Origin of the sequence: Herpetosiphon sp., assembly GCF_003512625.1 — a bacterium.
GTDB lineage: Bacteria > Chloroflexota > Chloroflexia > Chloroflexales > Herpetosiphonaceae > Herpetosiphon > Herpetosiphon aurantiacus.
On the sequence record NZ_DOPT01000091.1, the window covers coordinates 62,583 to 81,881 of the forward strand.

Below are 19,299 nucleotides of genomic sequence, written 5' to 3' on the forward strand. Positions count from 1 at the left end.
GTTGCCACAGCAGATTAATTGGCTGACAGGCTGGCAAGATCAATCACAAAACGATATTTGACATCACTTTTGAGCATCCGTTCGTAGGCTTGGTCGATTTGGGTTACCCCAATTAATTCGATATCCGCCAAAACATTATGTTCAGCACAAAAATCTAACATTGCTTGGGTTTCGGCGATACCGCCAATCAACGAGCCAGTTAATTGCCGTCGCCGAAAGATCAAATCGGGGTAGCTCGGAGTTGGATGAGGATTTTCCGGCACGCCAACGAGGCAGAGCGTACCATCACGTTTCAACAAGCTTAAATAATCATCGAGATTATGCGCGGCAGAAACTGTATTGAGAATAAAATCGAAGCTGTTGCGTTGGCTGCGCATGGCTTCGGCATCTTTGGAGATTACCACTGAAGCGCCCAAACGCTCGGCATCAGCGGCTTTATGCGGCGAGGTGGTGAACAAAACCACTTCCGCACCCATGGCTTTGGCAATTTTCACCCCAATATGCCCCAGCCCGCCCAAGCCGACCACACCAACTTTTTGGCCTGGCTGGACGTTCCAATGGTGCAACGGCGAGTAGGTCGTGATGCCAGCACAGAGCAATGGCGCAACCCGCGCTAAATCCAAATGCTCAGCAATCCGCAACACAAAATGCTGATCAACCACAATGTGGCTGGAATAGCCGCCATAAGTTACGCCGCCAGTGTGCAAATCAGGGCTATTGTAGGTATAAGTGGTTTTCGGGCAGAATTGTTCTTGGTCATCGCGGCAATCGAAACATTCGCCACACGAATCGACCATACAGCCAACCCCAACGGCATCGCCGAGGTTGAATTTGTGCACGTCAGCACCGACTGCCACAACCCGCCCAACAATTTCGTGGCCAGGCACAATCGGGTAGACCGTGCCATCCCACTCGCTGCGGGCTTGATGTAAATCGGAATGGCAAATGCCACAATATAAAATTTCAATTTGTACATCGTTGGCAGTTAAATCGCGGCGCTCGAATTGGAAGGGGGCAAACGGAGCATCGGCGCTAAAAGCAGCAAACCCTTTGGTCGTTAGCATGGGCTTCCTCCTACAACAAAACATATGTGCAGTTTACCCAAAAAATGCTAACCGTGCATATGACCTAAGGCTTATTTTCACAGGTGCTTGTTTCGCTAACCTTACGTTATAAACCCCCTATGCTCGTTTAACGCCACAATTGCTCACAATGCCATTCATCGTTAGCAGCGGCGAGGCCTTGAAGTTTGGGCCACCAATAGGCCTGATCTGCGCCATCGATAGCATTTCCAATTGGTTCAAAAAGCATGTAAGCTAACATCAAACGATAATCGCTGCAAAGCTGTTGCCACGAGTAATCGATGCCTGAGCCGATTAAGCCTGCCAAATAGCGCCGTAACAGTTGCTCCTCGTAGAATGCGCGTTGGGTTGGATTCCAAAACGTTGCCAGCAGAGAAACCAAATCGTAGGTTGGTAAATTGGCCGAAGCAGCACTAAAATCCAAAAGGTAAGCGTGATCTTCTTGGGGATTTTTGGGGCAGAAAAATTGATTGAAGGCGCAAGCACCATGCACGAGGGTTAATTGGCGATGGCTACTGATGCGTGGCTCAAGCCAACGTTGCCAAAGCGTGGGTAAGGCAGCCAAGGTTGAAGCCAAACGATCATGAATTGCATCGGTGAGAATTGGGCCATGCTGAGCCAGAAATCGCTGCCATTCGGTTTGACGACGCTGCACATGCTGAGCATGCGCCACTGAATCGTTATACCAACAGTGTACTGCAAACGGCGAATTAGCCTCGCCAATCACGGGTGCTTGCCACCACGAACTATGCAGTTGAGCTAAACCATCGATGCACATGAAACGACGCTGCTCATTAGGAACATGTTCGCCAGTGATTAATAATTGGCGATCAATGGCTGGTTCATAGGTTTCGCTTAAATCGGCCAATAAAAGGTTAGAAACCCCTGAAACAGGATCGTAGCTAGCAGCAAAACACGGCACAAACGGCAAATGATTAAGATCGTTGGCCTGCGCATACTGATAAATTGCCACTTCATGAGCGCCATGCTGTTCATGATTGATTTTAAGCAGCAATTGACGCGGCGCTTTGATCGGCGTGCGAAACAATTGTAATTGAATATGACCAAGCTGCGAATTGGGCGTATGGGCTTCGATCAGCTGCATATGCTTGATCATGCCTGAACCCAACCAAGGCTGTAAGTGTTCGGTCAGCCAAGCCAACGAAATATCGCCCAGCGAATGCAGGATGGTCATGATCGCTCCCTTTGCCGCCTATCGATCAATTTCCGCGATACCTAACATTCATTTGCTGCCCACGGGTCGCATTGATCGCATAGGTAATTCCTTGTTGCAGGCTACTATGCGTCATGATCGAGCGGAAATCAACCCCCAAGGTAACCAAGGTTTGCGCCAATTCTGGCCGAATGCCAGTAATGATTACGCGTGCTCCTAGTAGCTGGACGCTGGTTGCGGCACGAATCAACAGGCCTGCCACTTGGGTATCCATCACTGGAACGCCCGTCACATCGACAATTGCGATTTGAGCTTTATTGATATGCACACCTTCGAGCAAGGTTTCCATAAATTGCTGTGCCCGCGCGGTATCAACGCTGCCAACTAACGGCAAGAGCACCACCGTGTCGGCAATCGGAATCAGCGGGGTAGAAAGCTCGATCAAGGCTTGTTGTTGGGTGCGAATAACTTCTTCGTGCAAGCGTTGGCGTTCAGCTTCAGCCTGTTTTTGGTCGCTAATATCATGGGCGATCATCGAGAAGAAGCTGGGTTGGTGATCAATATCATAATGACAGAGCATTTGATACATCACAGGGAGCTTTTGGCCTTGAGCCGTTTGTAGTTGATGCTCGCCCATCCACGAGCCATGGATTTGGGCATGCTGCAAGGTTTTGGCTAGCCATGTTTGCTCAGCTTGGTTGGGGTGTAAATCGTGCCAGGTTAATTGACTGACCTGATCGGTTGGCTCAAGTTGCAACAAGCGCCGCGCCGCCGGATTCAAATATTGCATCTGGCCTGACAAATCGGCAATCGCTACCAAGTCCGGGGTCGAACTTAGAATGGTATCAAAACGCCCCAACAAGGCTTCAGCTTGTTTTTGTTGGGTAATATTTAATAGCAAACCATCCCATAAAATGGCTCCATTGGCCAATTTCGTGGGCCGAGAAGCCCCTTGCAGCCAGTTTTCTTGGCCATTGATATAAACCCGACCTTCCCAGCGCCATGGCTCAAGCGTTTGAGCCGAAGTCATAATCGCCTCTTGAAAGCGCAGTCGGTCAGCTGGATTGACGGCCTCGGTCACGATGCTGGCATTTTGCATAATCGCTTCTGGTTCGAGGCCATAAATATCGCGGCTGCCAGTGCTGACAAATGGAAAACGCATCGTATGATCTGGCTCAAGCAAAAATTGATAGACCATGCCTGGTACATTTTCGATGATCCGTTGCAAGCGAGCCTCGTTATCGGTTAGGGCTGCCGAGGCCGCTACCTCGTTGCTCAGATCACGCGAAATGCCAACCGTGCCGATGATCGAGCCATCGTGATTGCGAATGGGATGTTTGGTGGTGGCAAACAGATGCACTTCACCGGTATGGCGCGTAACTGGCTCTGAATCGATCACCAAGGCTTGGCCAGTTTGAAACACCTGAGCATCATCGCGAATATATTGCTCGGTATAACTTGGTTGGTTAAAATCTGCGTCGATCAGATCTTGCAGCTGCTGGCTATCCATGCCATAGTATTCGCGAAAAGCGCGATTGGCGTAGCGAATATGCGAACCTGGGCCTTTGTATAAAATCAAATCGGGGATACTATCTAAAATCTGTTCGTAGATCGCGATCTGGGCACGCAAGTTGATGATGGTTTGTTGCTGGTCAATCGTCGTTTCATCCCGTTCCACATACACATCAGTCCCCATTACGTGCCTCCTCGATTTATTTTTTTGTAATTACTTTAGTGTCCCCCATGTGGGCTACCCTGCGCCTCCCACAAAGGTCACGATCTTATCTAGTACTTCTGGCGAATGGAGGATGCCACTATGGCCCAATTTGTTGGTCGCCAATAGTTCAGAGTTGGGCCAGTGCTGCTGCAATTCTTGACCATAGCGAAAATCAACCCGCAAATCATTGCGATCATGCACAATCAAAGCTGGCGGTAAATGTTCGGTTGGCATTGATTTCATGGCATAATGGCTGGCTGGTTGGCCAAATTGCCGTTGCAAGGCTTGCTCAAACAAACGCTTGAGCCGTTGCGATAAACCAAATCCATCGGCAAACGCCCCTGTCATATATTCGCCGCTGGTTGGTGCACCCATCAACACAACTCGCTGCGGCAAGCTAACCCCAAGCGTGCCTAGCATCCAAGCGCTGCAAGCCGCCCCAAACGAGTGCGCAATGATCACCTCGAACGGGCCAAGTTGCTGCACCGTCGCCGCCAAAGCTGCGCTAAAATCAGGGATGCTGGTGGTTTTGCCTTCGGAAGCGCCATGGGCTGGGCCATCGATCGCCGTTACTTCGTAGCCCAAACTTGCTAGACGTGGAGCTAAAGCATGCCAGCGGCGAGCATCGTGTTCCCAGCCATGCACCAACAATACTTTGCGCGAGCCAGCGCCCCAACGATAGGCTTGCAAACGCCGCCCTGCATGCTCAACATTCAAACGTTGGGCCGATTGGAGAAATTTTGAAGGTTTGGGGCTGGTTGCCCGCCGTGGTTGTAAAAAAAGCTGAAGCACCATGCGCCCAGCAAGTTGCGGCGCGAGATAGCTCAAGCCGCCAATGCCATTGCGCAATAGCCGCGCTTGCCATGGAAGTTTAATTGATTGAGTTGCCATATGTTCCCCTTAGAAATTGCCTATTTGCAAATCGCCAAACGCATGGTAATTATTGTAATGAGCAATGTTACCACTGTCAACATTGAGGTAGCTACATGATGGAAGAACGGTATCATCACGGCGATTTGCGCCAAGCCCTTTTGACGCTTGCCAAGCAGCAGCTCACCAGCCAAGGGATCGAATCGCTGAGTTTACGGGCGATCAGTCGCGAGGCTGGGGTGAGCCATGCAGCGGCCTACCGCCATTTTCCCAATAAAGAGGCCTTGGTGGCGGCCTTAGCCTGCGCTGGGTTTGAGCAATTACAAATATTCGTTGCCGGAGAAGTAGCCCAGTACAGCGAAGATCCAACTGAACAATTTTTTCAATGTGGCATTGCCTATGTCACATTTGCGATCAACAATGCCACCTTATTTCGTTTGATGTTTGGGGTTTCTGGAGTTGATCGTTTGCAATACCCCGCGACTCATGCGGCGGCTCAGGCTAGTTTTGGGGTGTTGGTTGGCACAATTGAACGCGGCCAAGCGGCGGGCTTGATTGGCTCCGGTGAACCACGCCAACTGGCATTTACGGCATGGGCTGCGGTTCATGGTTTAGCAACCCTAGCGCTCCAAGATCAAATCACACCGCAAGGCACAATCGATCCCGAGCGCTTGGTGCGTAACAGCGCAAAATTGCTTTGGCATGGCTTGAAATATGGGCAAATTTAGGCCATATGCGCATCAAGCCATTCAATAACTAAGGGGATTAATGTGGTTTGTTCTGGCTCGTTCAGCACTTCATGATACAAGCCAGGGTAGCTATGCAGGGTTTTATCTTGCGATTTGAACAATCCAAAGGCATGCATCGCGCCAGCAGGGCTAACCAAGCGATCAGCTAAGCCTTGCAAGAGCAGCACTGGCAAGCTAATTTCGTGGGCGCGTTGGTCGATCACTTTGGTTGCATTGATCATCGATGTGCCCATTTGGGCTTTGATGCCACCTTTGTAATTCAAGGGATCAGCCTTGAAGGCCTCGACTACCTTGGGATCGCGGCTGTTCCACTGGGGATCGAATGGGGCAACTGGTAGGTTTGGCAGAAATTTGCTAATAAACGCCCCAACTTTTACCACCACTTTGGGAGTTGTGGCATCAACTTTGAAGGCTGGGCCAGTCAAAACCAAGCCATGCAAATTATGTCCATAGTCCAACGTGTAGAGCGTGCTGATCAAACCACCCATGCTATGGCCAAGCATAAATAACGGGCCATTTGGCTCTTTATCGCGCACCAAGCGCACAAAACTGGCTAAATCGTTGACAAATTCATCGAAATGTTTGACCGTTGCGCGATTGCCTTGCGATTGCCCATGGCCACGATGATCAAGCGCCCAAACACTATAATTGGCCGCAACCAAGGCCTCGGCTACATGTTGATAACGCCCGCTATGTTCGGCGTAGCCATGCACCACCACCACGGTGGCTTTGGGCGCAGCTGGCCGCCATGTTTGATAAAAAATCGTCGTGTTGTTGCCGCCTGTAAATGTTGCCGTTGTATGTTCCATGCACTAGCCTTTCTGTTTTTAGGGATCGGTTGTTGGGGATCGGGGATCGGTTCTGCTCCACAAAGGTCACGAAGGATGCAACCGCGAAGAACACTAAGGTTCTAACCGTAACGATTCATTGAGCCGGCAATGTACCTAGCCCCCTCTCCCGCCCAGCGAGGCGAGGGGGAACCCCTCTATCATGACGATTGGAACGCCTCTCGCCCGCCGCAGTGGGAGAGGGGTCGGGGGTGAGGGCACGGTGGAACTGGTTGTTAACCTCATAATCTATCACATCTAACCAATTGTTCGATAGCCAATAGCCCAAAGCCGATAGCCATACTCCCCTATGCTCTGTGTTATAGTCTAATCTCTGACTCTCGATCCCCAGCCCTCGACAGCCGATCCCCAGTTTCTACAAGTTCTGCGTACACCGCCCGAATTTGGGCATATTTGCGCTCCCACGTTAGCTCGGCCAAGGTTCGCATATAGCCCTGCTGGCCAAGTTGTTGGGCTAAATCAGGGTTGGTCAGCAACTTGGTCAAGGCTGCTATAAGTTGAGCAACATTGCCATAATCAACCAACAAGCCTGTTTCGTTCTCGCGAATAACCGCTGGCACTCCACCAGCTCTGGCCCCAATCACGGGCAAGCGATACAACCAAGCCTCAAGATAGACAATTCCAAATGAATCGGTGCGTGAGGGCATGGCGAACAGCGTGGCAGCGGCCAAGGCATCGCGTTTGCGTGCTTGCGGCGCTCGCGCAAACACATGAATCCGCTGCTTGCTGACAGGATCAAGCGTTTCCCAAAGCTGCTCAAAATGGGCCATCGGCGTGCCAACCATCACCAGATGCTCGCTACGCCCGCTTGCCCAAAGCTGCTCCATCGCACGAATCAGGTCGAACGCGCCTTTTTCTTTGGCCAAGGTGCCGATATACAGCACAAACGGTTGTTGAATGCCAGTTTCTTGGCGAAAACGCTCAGCATCGCCGCCTGCCAATTCATGTGGCTCAACTCCCACCCCAATGCAACGTAGGGTTGAGCGCGAAATGCCACAATCAGCCAGATAATCGGCCTCAAGCGGCGTTTGTACGATCACTCGATCAGCTTGCTGCATTAACTTAATATGATGCGGCATCGTGTAATAGCGCACTAACGAGCGATCGCCAGGCACGCCTAAATGGACATATGGCGAAAGTACAAACGGAATTTTAGCTTGCTTGGCATATTTTAGCGCCGGAATCAGCATAAAATCTAAGGTAATGTTGGCTGCATGGATCAGATCAAATTTCCCAACTTCTTGGCTTAGGGCACGATTGAAGGTTGGCATGCGCGGCGTAATTTGACTGAGCGCCATCAACAAGCTGCCTGTGGCTGGCAAACGCCCAAATTCGAGCATTGCCCGTCGCAAAATTGGGTAGACCAAGGCTGGGCCAGGTGCACGCACGACCGGAAAGCGCCGAATCGTTACGCCATTGTGTTGCTCAGTTGGCTGATCGATGGTGCGTCGCCCGCTAGCCCAAAAATGGTCAAGATCCCATGCATTGCTTGTCCAAACATCGACCATATGCCCTTCGGCTGCCAACCGTTCAGCAATCACTTGGCAAACCTGCTCTGAGCCGCCGATATACGGGTAATAGCGCTGAATAACGTGTAAAATCCGCATGAATACTCGCTAACGGCCACAACCAGCAGGATTTTTGGCTTGGGCATACAGCCGATCAAATTCAGCCAAATAATGGCGTGCCAAATCGGGATCAGTAATAATCAATAAATTTTCATCGTTATTATTTTCAGCTGCCGCAGTAAAATTATACGAGCCAGTAATCACGATTTTTTCGTCGATAATCATCGTTTTATTATGTAAAATATAACAATTCGCATCACGTAAAATCGGGATTCCGGCATCTTCCAAAATGCCAAACTCCGAGCCAGTGCCATCGGCGTTGCGAGCTTCCATCACAACTTGAATTTCTAAGCCAGCTTCATGGCGATCGATTAAGGCTTGGGCGGTATCATCGTCGGTAAACGAAAATGCCAGTACATTGACCGATTGTTTGGCCTTTTTAATATAATTGACAATTTTCGAGCGCGGCTTATCGACTGGCGAAAAATAGGTTTCGATCTGCACCCCACCAGCCAATTTAATTACTGGGTTGGGCGTATTTTTGGGAGCTTTACTACCCAGCTTGCCAGCGAACAAATCCAAGAAACGCTGGCGATAATTAGCGACCAACTCAGGCACGGTGGAACGAATCATATTATTGTTGTTACGATAAACGTCGTTTACAACCAAATTCATCGAGCCAGTCCAAACAATTGTATCGTCAATGACCACGATTTTGTTGTGCATAAACGCTGAACGCTCATCCCACGTAATTGGGATTTTAGCTGCTTCCAAACGACCTGTCGTTTCGGCAACTTCCGGTGAAGCCAAATTTTCATCATCAACCACGAGCTGAACTTTGACTTTACGCTTTTTGGCGCGAATCAAGGCATCGGTCATCAATTCTAAATCAAAATCGAACGATGCAATATAAATCGTGCTTTTAGCAGCATCAATATCGGCAATCATCGCCGCATCAACCCCACCTTTCCGGCCTGCTGCTTTTTCAGGGTAGCTTGGGCGGGTAAAAAATACCTGATACCATGCACCTTCGGCAACATAGGCTTTATCTGGATCAAGCGCCGCGAGCACATTATTGGGATCGGCCATTGTTGGCGGGTTTGTGGGTGTCGTTGGCCCAGCCACGCTGGTTGGTTCAAGGCTAGTACTGCCAAGCCAACGATTGAAATAGCCCGCCTGATAGGCATAAACCAACCCAGCAATCACCAGAATCACGACAATTTGCCAAGGTTTGAGCTTCGTGGTCGATGTGCTACGCGCCATTATTCCAGCCTTTCGATAGTGGGTAGGGGGCAGGGGCTAGGGATCAGATTTTTAGCCACGAATTCCACGAATTCCACGAATTATTTAATTTCATCCCTCATAATTCATCCTTCATACTTTCCTCTGACCCCTATGTTTTATGCTCTATGTGTAATGGTTTATAGTGCAACGGTCAGCATGCCCTCACCCCCAACCCCTCTCCCACTGCGGCGGGCGAGGGGCACGAGCCATTGCTAGCTCAATAAATCATTAATAGAGCCTAGAGTATAACCTTCATCCTTCATCCTTACTAAATTATCCTCGCCAACCACGGCGGCGCTTGATCCGATGTGAGCGAGGTCGCGCATTTGCGCCCAACATTTGGCCCATGCGGTCAATTTTGGCAGTAATCAGGCTTTGCTTGGCGGCTTGGCCAGCCCCATCAAGCACATTCTGGCCAAGCTTGCTCATTTTCTCGGCCACACTTGGAATTAATTGGCTCAGCGCATTGGCTACCGCTTGGCCAGCTTGAGCAGCTGGCTCGGCAGTTTGCGGTGTTTCTGCAACCATCGCTTTATGCGCTTGATTCAACGCTGAATTGGCAGCCGCCAAAACCTCGTTGACCTCAACAATATCATCACGATTAGCTTGACGCGCCGCTTGGAGCACATCGGCCTCGGCCACCCCAGCCTGAAGTTGTTGCTCAGCCCAACGCAAAAGCGCCTTGGCCGTCACATCAGTCAAATTGTCGGTTAAACGTTCGTTGTTAGCGAGACGTTCAAATGCCGCTTGGCGATCAAGGCTCATTGGAATCCTCCTGTTGATCGATACCATTGGTCTTATGGGCGACGCACCCCAAGCACAATTATGCTACCACGCGGAATCAAGGCTCCATTATCGATTGGCTGACCATTGGCGGTTGCACTCACCACCGTATTTGCTGCGATGCTATCAAAATTGGGAATCAAATCTGGCCCTTGTTCATCGACAATATCGAGGCGTAAATCGCTGCGTGTCGCCAAAATTGCCTCAGCCTCAGCCCGCTGGCGGCCAATCAGATCAGGGAACATTACCAGATCGCCGACGCTCACGACCAATTCAATCTCGCTGCCTTGAGCCAATTTCAAGCCTGCTGGCGGATTTTGGCGTAAGACAAAGCCCGCTGGAATCGTTTGATCGGGCGTGTCGGTGCGCCGAACTTTAAAACCAGCCCGAATCAACGCATCCGAGGCGGCATCGAATTGTTGGCGGGTTACATCGGGAATTTCAACTTGGGCTGGCCCTAAACTTAAGGTAAACGGAATGACCGTGCCTTTAGCGACCTTGGTTCCAGCAGCAACATCTTGGCCGATTACGGTTGCGGCTGGCGCAAGATCGTTGCGTGGCTCTTTGCGTTGTTCGCCAAGCTCCAGCGATTTAAGTAGATCAAGCGCTTCGCTTTCGGTTCGGCCAACCAAATCGGGGACTTCAACCATTTCTGGGGCGGGAGTTGGCTCACCCGTTGGGGCAACTTGGGTCGGCTTATTTCCACCAAAAGCCTGGCTGATCGATTGCATCACATCAGTAAACATCAGCACATAGACCAAACCGCCAATTCCGACCAATAAGAAAGTGGCAATCACCCATAAGCCGCAACCAGATGATTGGCGTGATTGGGGTTGGTTCATTGGCACGGGATGTTGGGCGGCCAAGGGTGGAGCATAATTTTGGCGCGGGCGAGCTGGCGGCGCTGGTTGTTGACGGGGCGGACGCACCTCGGCAGGCTCTTGGGTTTGCGGCAAACGGCCAGCATTCGACGAAGGCACAGCCATGGTCGCTTGGTTGCCGCGCTCACGATATAGCCGCAACAACTCGGCAAACGCTCGCGCCGATTGTGGGCGTTGAGCCGGATCTTTTGCCATCGCTTGGAGTACAATCGCCTCAAGCTGCGGCGGAATCGACGGATTATAGCTGAGCAAAGGCGGCGGTGCTGCCTGAATATGCTGCAAGGCGACTGCCAAAGGCGAATCGCCACTAAACGGCAAACGTCCGGTCAGCATCTCATAGGTTAGCACGCCCAAGGCATAGACATCGGAAAGCGGCGTTGCGCCCAAACCTTGAGCCTGTTCTGGCGCAAGATAATCGGCAGTCCCAAAGGTTGTGCCTGGGTCGGTTAATGCCGAGGATTGCTTGCTTTTGGCGATGCCAAAATCGCTGAGCCGCGCATAATCATTGGTATCAATCAAGACATTTTGCGGCTTGACATCACGGTGCACCAAACCGCTATCATGGGCGGCTTGCAAGGCCTCGGCCACTTGACGCACAATCGCTAAGGTGCGGGGCACTGGCAAGGGGGCTTGCAACGAAATAATTTCTTTGAGATCGGTACCTTGGACATATTCCATCACAATATAATGCAGATCGCCCTCGGCCCCGATATCATAAACCCGCACAATATTGGGATGCCCCAATTGGGCGGCGGCATCGGCTTCGTGCTTAAAGCGGCGCAAAAATTGTTCGTCACTGGCATATTGGCCATGTAACACTTTAATCGCAACTGGTCGATTGAGTCGCAAATCGCGCCCAAGATAGACCGTTGCCATGCCGCCTTGGCCTAGTTTTCGCTCTAATTGATAGCGATTATTGAGAATTCGTGGTTGTTCGCTCATCGCCCCACTAATACTCCTCGTCGCTCAATGGCGACAGCAACGATTGCTCAGACGCATGCCAAATCGTAACATGCGGGTGCAAATCAGGCTCAGCTAGTTTATGTAAGTAACAACGCAAACGTGGCAAATGAATAATATCGTCGCGATTGTAGCGTAATAATAAATCTAAAGCGTTTTGATCGTTATAGTTTTCGTAGGCTTGCCACAAACGCAAGGCATCACGACCATCAAGCCCATGAGTAGAACGGGCAATTCCGATCTTTTGTTCAACAACTTTCAAGCCACCGCGCAGATTTTGCCGCCGACATTCGCGCAACAAATCGCAATGCTCAAACTCGCGCTTCAAATCTGCACCCAAGGCTTTGTAAATAATCGGCAGATCAAAACTTGCACCATTAAAGGTATAGATCGTTTCGACTCCTGCCAAGGCCGCATACAAATTAACATCACTAACCCCAGCGCCAACCAGTTGAACTGTACCACGCCGGGGCAAGTAAATCCCAATCACGCTAATCGTGCGCTGCCAGGTTGTTTCAATATCAAGATATGCGTCCATAATTTGCGAGGGGCTGGAGATTGGGGGTCGGGGATCGGATTAAATAATTAAGGTTATAGTCATTTATAGCTTAAATCAATATTCCCAAATTGGCTAAAATGACTTCGACCTTAACCCGACCTCCAACAACCGATCTCCGACCCCCAACATTACAACTCCAACATCTCGGCGACGTGCAAGGCGCGAATCAGCGAACCAGCTTTGTTGCGGGTTTCGAGATCTTCCAATTTAACATCGCTATCGGCGACAATCCCCGCGCCAGCTTGCATATAGGCTACGCCATCTTTGATAACCATTGTGCGAATAGTAATCGCTGTGTCAAGCGACAACCCGCCAAACGAGACATAGCCAACGCAACCACCATATGGCCCGCGTTGGCTTGGCTCTAATTCAGCGATAATTTCCATGGCCCGCACTTTGGGCGCACCAGTCAGCGTGCCAGCAGGGAAGCAGGCGCGTAAGGCATGCAATGGCGAGTAGCGCGAGGTATCCAGCGTGCCTTTGACCACCGAAACTAAGTGCATCACATGCGAATATTTTTCAATTTGCATAAATTTGGGCACGTGGACGGTGCCAGGCAGCGAAACCCGCCCCACATCGTTGCGCCCAAGATCAACCAGCATCAAATGCTCAGCCCGTTCTTTTTCGTCGGCTAATAATTCAGCCTGCATGCGAGCTTCGTCATCGGCATCGCGGCCACGGCGGCGCGTACCAGCAATTGGGTGGGTCTCAATAATGCCATCTTCAACCCGCACCAACATTTCGGGCGATGCCCCAATAATCGCCGCATCAGGCACATTCAAAAAGAACATGTATGGTGATGGATTGACCGTGCGCAGTGCTCGATAGACCGCAAATGGCTCGGCATCGGTTTCACGCTGAAAACGCTGCGATAACACCACTTGAAAAATATCGCCAGCCCGAATATATTCGCGAGCCTTTTCAATCGCGGTGCTAAATTCGCTAAACGATTGATTTGATTGCAATTGCTCGTTGAGTTCGGGTAAGCTGGGCGAGGCGGCGCTTGAGCTATAGACTTCGGGTGCTAATGGCCGTACCAATTTTTTGGTCATGGCTTCGATCGCTTGGTTGGCTTCGGCAAATTGAGTTGCCAAATCTACCGCCGAATCAAACACCAGTGTGCTCATAATTTTGATCGTATGGCGCACATGGTCGAAAGCCAAAACCGTTTTGACCACCATCCACACGCCATCGGGAATTTGCAATGGGCGCAGGGTTGGCGCGGGCAAACGTTCAAACGTGCGCACAGTTTCATAGCCCAAAAAGCCAACCGCCCCGCCCGTAAAGCGCGGCAAATCAGGTTGAGGCGCAGGGTTAGCCCGTTGCGTGCCAACCACCAAGCGTTCTAATTGATCAAGCGTCGTCAGATCATCAAAGCTGGTACGTTCGCCATTGGCAGTTTCAATAATACTTTGCTGGCCAAGGCCACGAATAATTAAATGAGGCTCACAGCCAATAAATGAATAGCGACCAATTTGCTCGCCACCCTCAACACTTTCAAGCAAGAAACTATAATGACCCTGAGCAACCTTCAAGTACGCCGACACTGGCGTTTCCAAATCGGCGACTAACTCACGATAGACTGCACATTGGGTGTAGCCAGCCGCAGCCCATGCTTGCACTTGTTCAAATGTTGGCGAAGCCATGAACGCTCCATAAAAACTATAAGAAGAGGGGTCAGGGGTCAGATGCCAGGGATTAGTTCGAGGAATGTAAAAAAAAGATCAATTGTAAAATCAGCCTAAATTCTGACCCCTAATCCCCTACCCCTGATCCCTAAATATAATACATCGGCGAATCGAGTTGCTGGTGTTTGCGTTGACAGAGATCGGCGATGGTCATTTCGCTGAGATGGCCTTCGATCACGGCGCGTAATTCGCCCCAAACTTCGCCCAACAAACCAGCATCAAAAGTATCGAGGCTTGCGCCTTCGGGTGTTGGCAACAATGGCCCTTCCAATACCAAAATAGCATCAAGCAAGCTAATTGCTTGGGGAGGGCGAGCCAACTGATGACCACCTTGAGGGCCACGCACGCTGGTAATTAGGCCAGCTTTGCGCAATGCGATTAACAATTGATTGAGATAATTTTCTGAGATAGCTTGACGCTCGGCAATTTCGTGGCTTTGCACCAAACCCTCGCCATAGTGCTGAGCCAAATCAAATAACGCTCGCACGCCATATTCACCTTTGGTTGATAATCGCATTCTGCCTCATTGCTGCTATATACAATCAATTCAGATAGCCGCCATGCTAGCATTAGGGGCCAGAGAAGTCAAAAGCGAGCCTTTTAAATTGGTCGCCACCATGGGCAACAGTTGGGCAGTTGCTCCGATTGAATTGCTTGCTCAGTTTTACATTCAACATAGCCATTAAAAATACAATTGGCACAGCAGCGCACATGCACATGGCAGCGCCAACAAAAGGTCGCACTAGCATACAATTGGGCATCGCAGGCATAACAACAGACTGGCAATTCAGCCAATTGGCTCAAACTCAATGGCTCAGGTGGGTTCCAAGGCGGCAATGGCTCTGGTTCGACCACCATCGGCTCAAGTGGGCCGCGCAAGCTGGCCAAACCGCGAATCGCTGCATGATTATAAGGATTGATCGCCAGCACCCGCTCCAAGCAGGCAATTTGCTGTTCGGGCAGCTCAACCGCGCCACTCAGCCAGAGCAAGGCGATTTCGTTATAGGGTTCTAGGGCTAAAGCTTGGGTTAAATAAACTCGGGCGCTGCGACGGTCGCCAGCATATAACGCCGCCACCGCTGTTTCCAGCAGCAATGCCGTTTGATTTGAAGTCATAGCTTGCGTCCCTCTCTATGACAGGTTAGGCTGGATCGAGGGCTGCTAACGCCGCCATAAGCACTGCATCCTGCTCAGGTAGCACAGTCCGCAGATCAAGGATTAGGCGCTGCGCTTGAATTCGACCAACAATGGGTGGGTCGTTGGCACGAAGTTGTTTGCTCAAAGCTTCAGCCATGCCGTCAAGGGCTAGCCCTCGGCTTGGCAAGCTTGAACCAGGCAGCGAACCACCGCCAATGGTAGCATGAGTTGCCACAAGTTCGGCAGCGGGGTATTGCGCCAGCAGCGGTAGTGCGCGTTGTTCTAATTCATCAAGCGAACTGGTGACCATGCGCCAGATTGGAATTTCGCTGCTCGCTCGCTGGGTTTCATAGGCCAAAAGCGTGGCACTCAAGGCGGCAATTGTCAATTTATCAACTCGTAGCGCCCGCAATAATGGATGTTTGCGCAGTTGATCGATCAGCTGGCGTTTGCCGACAATCAACCCTGCTTGCGGGCCACCAAGCAATTTATCGCCGCTGAACACTACTAAATCAGCCTTGGCTTGAACCATCATGGCAACTGTTGGCTCGGCTACCAATCCATAGGCCTGGGTATCTAACAACGCACCGCTGCCAAGATCGCAAATTAAGAGCTTTTGATGCTCATGGGCGGCTTGGGCTAATTCGGCCACACTTGGCTCGTGGGTAAAGCCCAGCACCTGAAAATTCGAGGCATGGACATGCAATAACGCTGCGGTTTGGTTGGTGATCGCCGCCGTATAATCGGGCAAATAGCTGCGATTGGTCGTGCCAACATCGACTAAAATGCAACCACTTTGGCGCAAAATATCAGGAATTCGAAAGCCGCCGCCAATTTCAACCGCATGGCCACGACTCACAATTACTTCCTGCCCTTGGGCAAAACAACTCAAGCAAAGCAACATTGCCGCCGCCGCATTATTGACCACTAATGCCGCTTCGGCTCCGGTTAAGCGTTGCAGTTGTGGCTCCAACAGGCTATTGCGTGAACCACGCTCGCCTTGCGCCAAATCGTATTCGAGGTTGCTATAGCCAGCACTGGCCGTAATTATGGCCTGATGGGCAGCAGCACTGAGCGGTGCACGCCCAAGATTGGTGTGTAAAATCACGCCTGTGGCATTGATCACGTGGCGCAGTGGTGGTTGTTGACGTTGGAGAATTAAGTCCACCGCATGAGCCACAATTTGTTTAGTTGATGGAACAGCAGCGTGAGAACGAATCGCGTGGCGAGCCTGCTCAAGGCTGGTTCGGGCGGCCTCAAGCAACCATTGAGCAGGCAGTTCGGGGAAACGCTCGGCCAACAGGCCAATCAGCCCATGTACCGCTGGCAAATTGCGCAAACTCAAGCCAACCTCAGGAGATCGGCGACGGCGCAGGCCGTGGCAACGGATAAACCACAGTTGGCTCAACCCCAGGATTCGTCACGGTTGGTAGATCTTGGGTTGGCGCAACGGTTGGGCCATTGGTTGGAGTTGGCGGTGGCACGTCAGTTGGCGTTGCTTGAATTGGGGTTGGCTCAACTGGCGTGTTCGATGGCACAACCGTCGTTGGTTGGGTCGTGCGCGTCGGCGGCACAGTGCGGGTTGGTTGGGTGGTGCGCGTCGGTGTATTCGATGGCACGGTTGCGCTTGGCTCAGGCGTGATGCTGGGCGGCTCGGTTGGCGCATCGGTTGGGGTTGGTTCGGGTGTATTACTCGGAACCGCCGTAGGAATTCGCGTCGATTCGGGCACAAATGGCCCTGATAAGCTGCTGGTTTGGGTGGCAGTTGGCAACGAAATCAAACCGCGATTGCCTTGACCAATTCGTTGCCAAAAGACAATCCCCAAGACAGCTAGGGTTATAATGATTGCTACAGGGTAAATAATTTTTAAAGGATCGCTGGTTGTGGCCGTGCGCATCACCGGACGGGTGCGCATGCGAGGCCGAGCAGCATTACTACTGCTTGGCGGCGTTGGGCGTGGGCGTGGCTGAGCCGGAGCAGCTTGAGGCCGCGATTGAGCACTCGGCGCAACCCGAGCCGTTGGATTCGGATTGCTTGGGCGGGGCACAGGTTGCGGCACAGGCGCGGCAGGTCGCGCTTGCGGCTGAATCGAGCCAACGTCGGTTTGGGCGTTCGGATCATGTTGGCGTTGCAAGGATGGCAGCGCATTCATCGCCACGGTAGCCTTGCCAGCCGAAGAACCAGCTGGAACCGCCAAGCCGCGCAAATCGTCTTTGCTAGGAATCATAATGCCAGCTCGACCGGAGAGCGTGCGTAAGGCATCGATAAAGGCAACTGCCGAAGGCGGGCGGTCGCTTGGTTGCTTGGCCAATGCTCGCTCAAAGACCTTATCGAAAGCCGCAGGCAAGCCAGGCACAAGGCTGGTGATCGCTGGCGGCGGCGTGTAGGTGTGAGCAACCAGCAACTCTGGAACCGTTCCAGTAAAGGGAACTTGGCCAGTGATCACTTCAAACGCCACAATTCCTAAAGCATATAAATCGGAGCGGCCATCAACCAACTGCGCCGAGGCTTGTTCAGGGGCAATATATTCTGGCGTGCCCATAAACATACCGGCGCGGGTTAGACGCTTATCATTAACAACTGGTGCTTGAGCAATGCCGAAGTCGGTTAATAACACCCGACCATCGGCATTGAGCAAAATATTGTGGGGTTTGACATCACGATGGACTGCTCGCTGCGAATGGGCATAATCTAAGGCCTCAGCCACGGGCATTAACAACGCCACGGCGTAGCCCAACCCAAGCGCACCTTGTTCATCGATGACTGCTTGGAGCGAACGCCCAGCAATATATTCCATGGCGATGTAGGGCAAGCCTTCGGCCTCGCCAACATCAAAAATGGTTACAATATTAGGATGATGCAAATTGCCAGCGGTAATCGCTTCGCGCTCAAAGCGCTGGCTCGATTCGGGGTCACTCGCCAGCTGAGGTGCAAGAATTTTAAGTGCAACCGTTCGTTGCAAAGTGGTATCAGTCGCACGAAAAACGCGGGCCATACCACCGCGCCCAACTTCGTTGTGCAAAACATACTTGCCAAATTGGCGACCATTCCAAGAAGTCAAACGCCCGCTCCTTGCGCCTCTAGCGCATTCAGAAGCCCTATGTTAGAATCGCGTCACATTCTATCATAGCCCTTTTGCTTTGTCTCTGACTAAGACTCTAGCATACCATACCACGCCTCTCCATGCATCGTGTGTTTGAGGAGGAATTTTTTATGAGCGATCAGCCAGTGCCATCGCTAACAATTAAGAACCAAGATGTGCCACCGCGACTTATGTCATGGGAACAAACCATTCTCACCATCGGACGCGATGTGGCCAACGATATTGTCATCGATCATCGTTTAGCATCGCGCCGTCACGCCCGCTTGGAACGCGATGAAGCCGGCTGTTATATTCGCGATCTCGATAGCACCAACGGAACTTATTTAAATGGGGTTAAGGTCAATGGCCTCGCACCCTTACGCAATAACGACGAAGTTTGGGTCGCCGATACGGTGATCATTTTTCGCGATCCCGAAGCAACTATGAAAGGCACGCCGCCGCCTGTGGTGATGCATCGGATCGCCACCCAAGATCAAGCTGAATTGCACGTTGATAGTGCTGCCAAGGAAGTTTATGTGCGGGGTAAACGGCTTGACCCACAACTCACCGCCAAGGAATTTCAGCTGCTAGAGCTGCTCTACAATCGCCGTGGCGAGGTCGTGAGTAAAGAGCAAATTGCGATTGGCGTGTGGGATTATGAGGTCTACGATTACAATGCCATCGACGCTTTGATCTATCGTTTGCGCCAACGCATCGAGATCGATCCATCTGCGCCACGCTTTGTGCTGACTGTGCGCGGCTTTGGCTATAAATTGAGCTTAGATTAAAGCCCTCACCGCCTTAGCCTCCTCCTTACGAGGGTAGGTTTTTACTCGTTTTCCGTTGTGAACCACCAATCCTGTGGTTCATCAATGGATGAATGATAGTGTATTCATGTCCTTGAGGGGGTGCAGGG

At 51.4% G+C, this 19,299-nt stretch carries 17 protein-coding genes; 2 read left to right on the forward strand and 15 right to left on the reverse strand.

What is annotated here, in order from left to right; genetic code table 11:
* Positions 1 to 14: 14 nt before the first annotated feature.
* The 4 genes from DEF47_RS19845 to DEF47_RS19860 form a co-directional block, all read right to left on the reverse strand.
* Positions 15 to 1,064 (reverse strand): NAD(P)-dependent alcohol dehydrogenase, encoded by a 1,050-nt coding sequence (locus tag DEF47_RS19845; protein ID WP_012190488.1) that lies wholly within the window; start codon positions 1,062 to 1,064, stop codon positions 15 to 17.
* Positions 1,065 to 1,191: 127 nt separating this feature from the next.
* On the reverse strand, positions 1,192 to 2,277 hold the full coding sequence (locus DEF47_RS19850) for a phosphotransferase (protein WP_012190489.1): 1,086 nt from the start codon (positions 2,275 to 2,277) through the stop codon (positions 1,192 to 1,194).
* Positions 2,278 to 2,302: 25 nt separating this feature from the next.
* Positions 2,303 to 3,952, reverse strand: a complete 1,650-nt coding sequence (locus DEF47_RS19855; RefSeq protein ID WP_012190490.1) for a PAS domain-containing protein — start codon at positions 3,950 to 3,952, stop codon at positions 2,303 to 2,305.
* A gap of 54 nt (positions 3,953 to 4,006) precedes the next feature.
* A complete protein-coding gene (locus DEF47_RS19860; protein WP_012190491.1) occupies positions 4,007 to 4,864 on the reverse strand; it encodes an alpha/beta fold hydrolase in 858 nt (285 codons plus the stop codon).
* Between the two features lie 95 nt (positions 4,865 to 4,959).
* Here DEF47_RS19860 and DEF47_RS19865 point away from each other — a divergent pair, with 95 nt between their 5' ends.
* Positions 4,960 to 5,571, forward strand: a complete 612-nt coding sequence (locus tag DEF47_RS19865; protein ID WP_012190492.1) for a TetR/AcrR family transcriptional regulator — start codon at positions 4,960 to 4,962, stop codon at positions 5,569 to 5,571.
* On the opposite strand, the gene DEF47_RS19870 is transcribed toward DEF47_RS19865, so the two are convergent.
* From DEF47_RS19870 to DEF47_RS19920, 11 genes are all read right to left on the reverse strand, one after another.
* Positions 5,568 to 6,401: an alpha/beta hydrolase gene (locus tag DEF47_RS19870; RefSeq protein ID WP_012190493.1), complete on the reverse strand. Its 834-nt coding sequence runs from the start codon at positions 6,399 to 6,401 to the stop codon at positions 5,568 to 5,570. The genes DEF47_RS19865 and DEF47_RS19870 overlap by 4 nt on opposite strands.
* A 338-nt stretch (positions 6,402 to 6,739) precedes the next feature.
* Positions 6,740 to 8,047, reverse strand: coding sequence for a glycosyltransferase family 4 protein (locus DEF47_RS19875; RefSeq protein WP_012190494.1), 1,308 nt, complete (start codon positions 8,045 to 8,047; stop codon positions 6,740 to 6,742).
* A gap of 9 nt (positions 8,048 to 8,056) precedes the next feature.
* Entirely contained in the window at positions 8,057 to 9,271 is a 1,215-nt protein-coding gene (locus DEF47_RS19880; RefSeq protein WP_012190495.1) for a phospholipase D-like domain-containing protein, read from the reverse strand.
* A gap of 294 nt (positions 9,272 to 9,565) precedes the next feature.
* Positions 9,566 to 10,057 (reverse strand): hypothetical protein, encoded by a 492-nt coding sequence (locus DEF47_RS19885; protein WP_012190496.1) that lies wholly within the window; start codon positions 10,055 to 10,057, stop codon positions 9,566 to 9,568.
* Between the two features lie 32 nt (positions 10,058 to 10,089).
* Positions 10,090 to 11,898, reverse strand: coding sequence for a Stk1 family PASTA domain-containing Ser/Thr kinase (gene pknB, locus DEF47_RS19890; RefSeq protein ID WP_012190497.1), 1,809 nt, complete (start codon positions 11,896 to 11,898; stop codon positions 10,090 to 10,092).
* Positions 11,899 to 11,905: 7 nt separating this feature from the next.
* Positions 11,906 to 12,454, reverse strand: a complete 549-nt coding sequence (locus DEF47_RS19895) for a ribonuclease H-like domain-containing protein (RefSeq protein WP_012190498.1) — start codon at positions 12,452 to 12,454, stop codon at positions 11,906 to 11,908.
* A 149-nt stretch (positions 12,455 to 12,603) separates the two neighbouring features.
* Positions 12,604 to 14,121 (reverse strand): anthranilate synthase component I, encoded by a 1,518-nt coding sequence (gene trpE / locus DEF47_RS19900; RefSeq protein ID WP_012190499.1) that lies wholly within the window; start codon positions 14,119 to 14,121, stop codon positions 12,604 to 12,606.
* Between the two features lie 130 nt (positions 14,122 to 14,251).
* A complete protein-coding gene (locus DEF47_RS19905) occupies positions 14,252 to 14,680 on the reverse strand; it encodes an RrF2 family transcriptional regulator (RefSeq protein WP_012190500.1) in 429 nt (142 codons plus the stop codon).
* Between the two features lie 83 nt (positions 14,681 to 14,763).
* Positions 14,764 to 15,279: a hypothetical protein gene (locus tag DEF47_RS19910; protein ID WP_012190501.1), complete on the reverse strand. Its 516-nt coding sequence runs from the start codon at positions 15,277 to 15,279 to the stop codon at positions 14,764 to 14,766.
* A 25-nt stretch (positions 15,280 to 15,304) separates the two neighbouring features.
* Entirely contained in the window at positions 15,305 to 16,708 is a 1,404-nt protein-coding gene (selA, locus tag DEF47_RS19915) for an L-seryl-tRNA(Sec) selenium transferase (RefSeq protein WP_287045312.1), read from the reverse strand.
* Positions 16,653 to 18,362, reverse strand: coding sequence for a serine/threonine-protein kinase (locus tag DEF47_RS19920; protein WP_012190503.1), 1,710 nt, complete (start codon positions 18,360 to 18,362; stop codon positions 16,653 to 16,655). The genes selA and DEF47_RS19920 overlap by 56 nt, the downstream gene beginning before the upstream one ends.
* A 152-nt stretch (positions 18,363 to 18,514) precedes the next feature.
* Between DEF47_RS19920 and DEF47_RS19925 the strand changes: the two genes are divergently transcribed.
* Positions 18,515 to 19,171, forward strand: a complete 657-nt coding sequence (locus DEF47_RS19925; RefSeq protein WP_012190504.1) for a winged helix-turn-helix domain-containing protein — start codon at positions 18,515 to 18,517, stop codon at positions 19,169 to 19,171.
* Positions 19,172 to 19,299 lie beyond the last annotated feature (128 nt).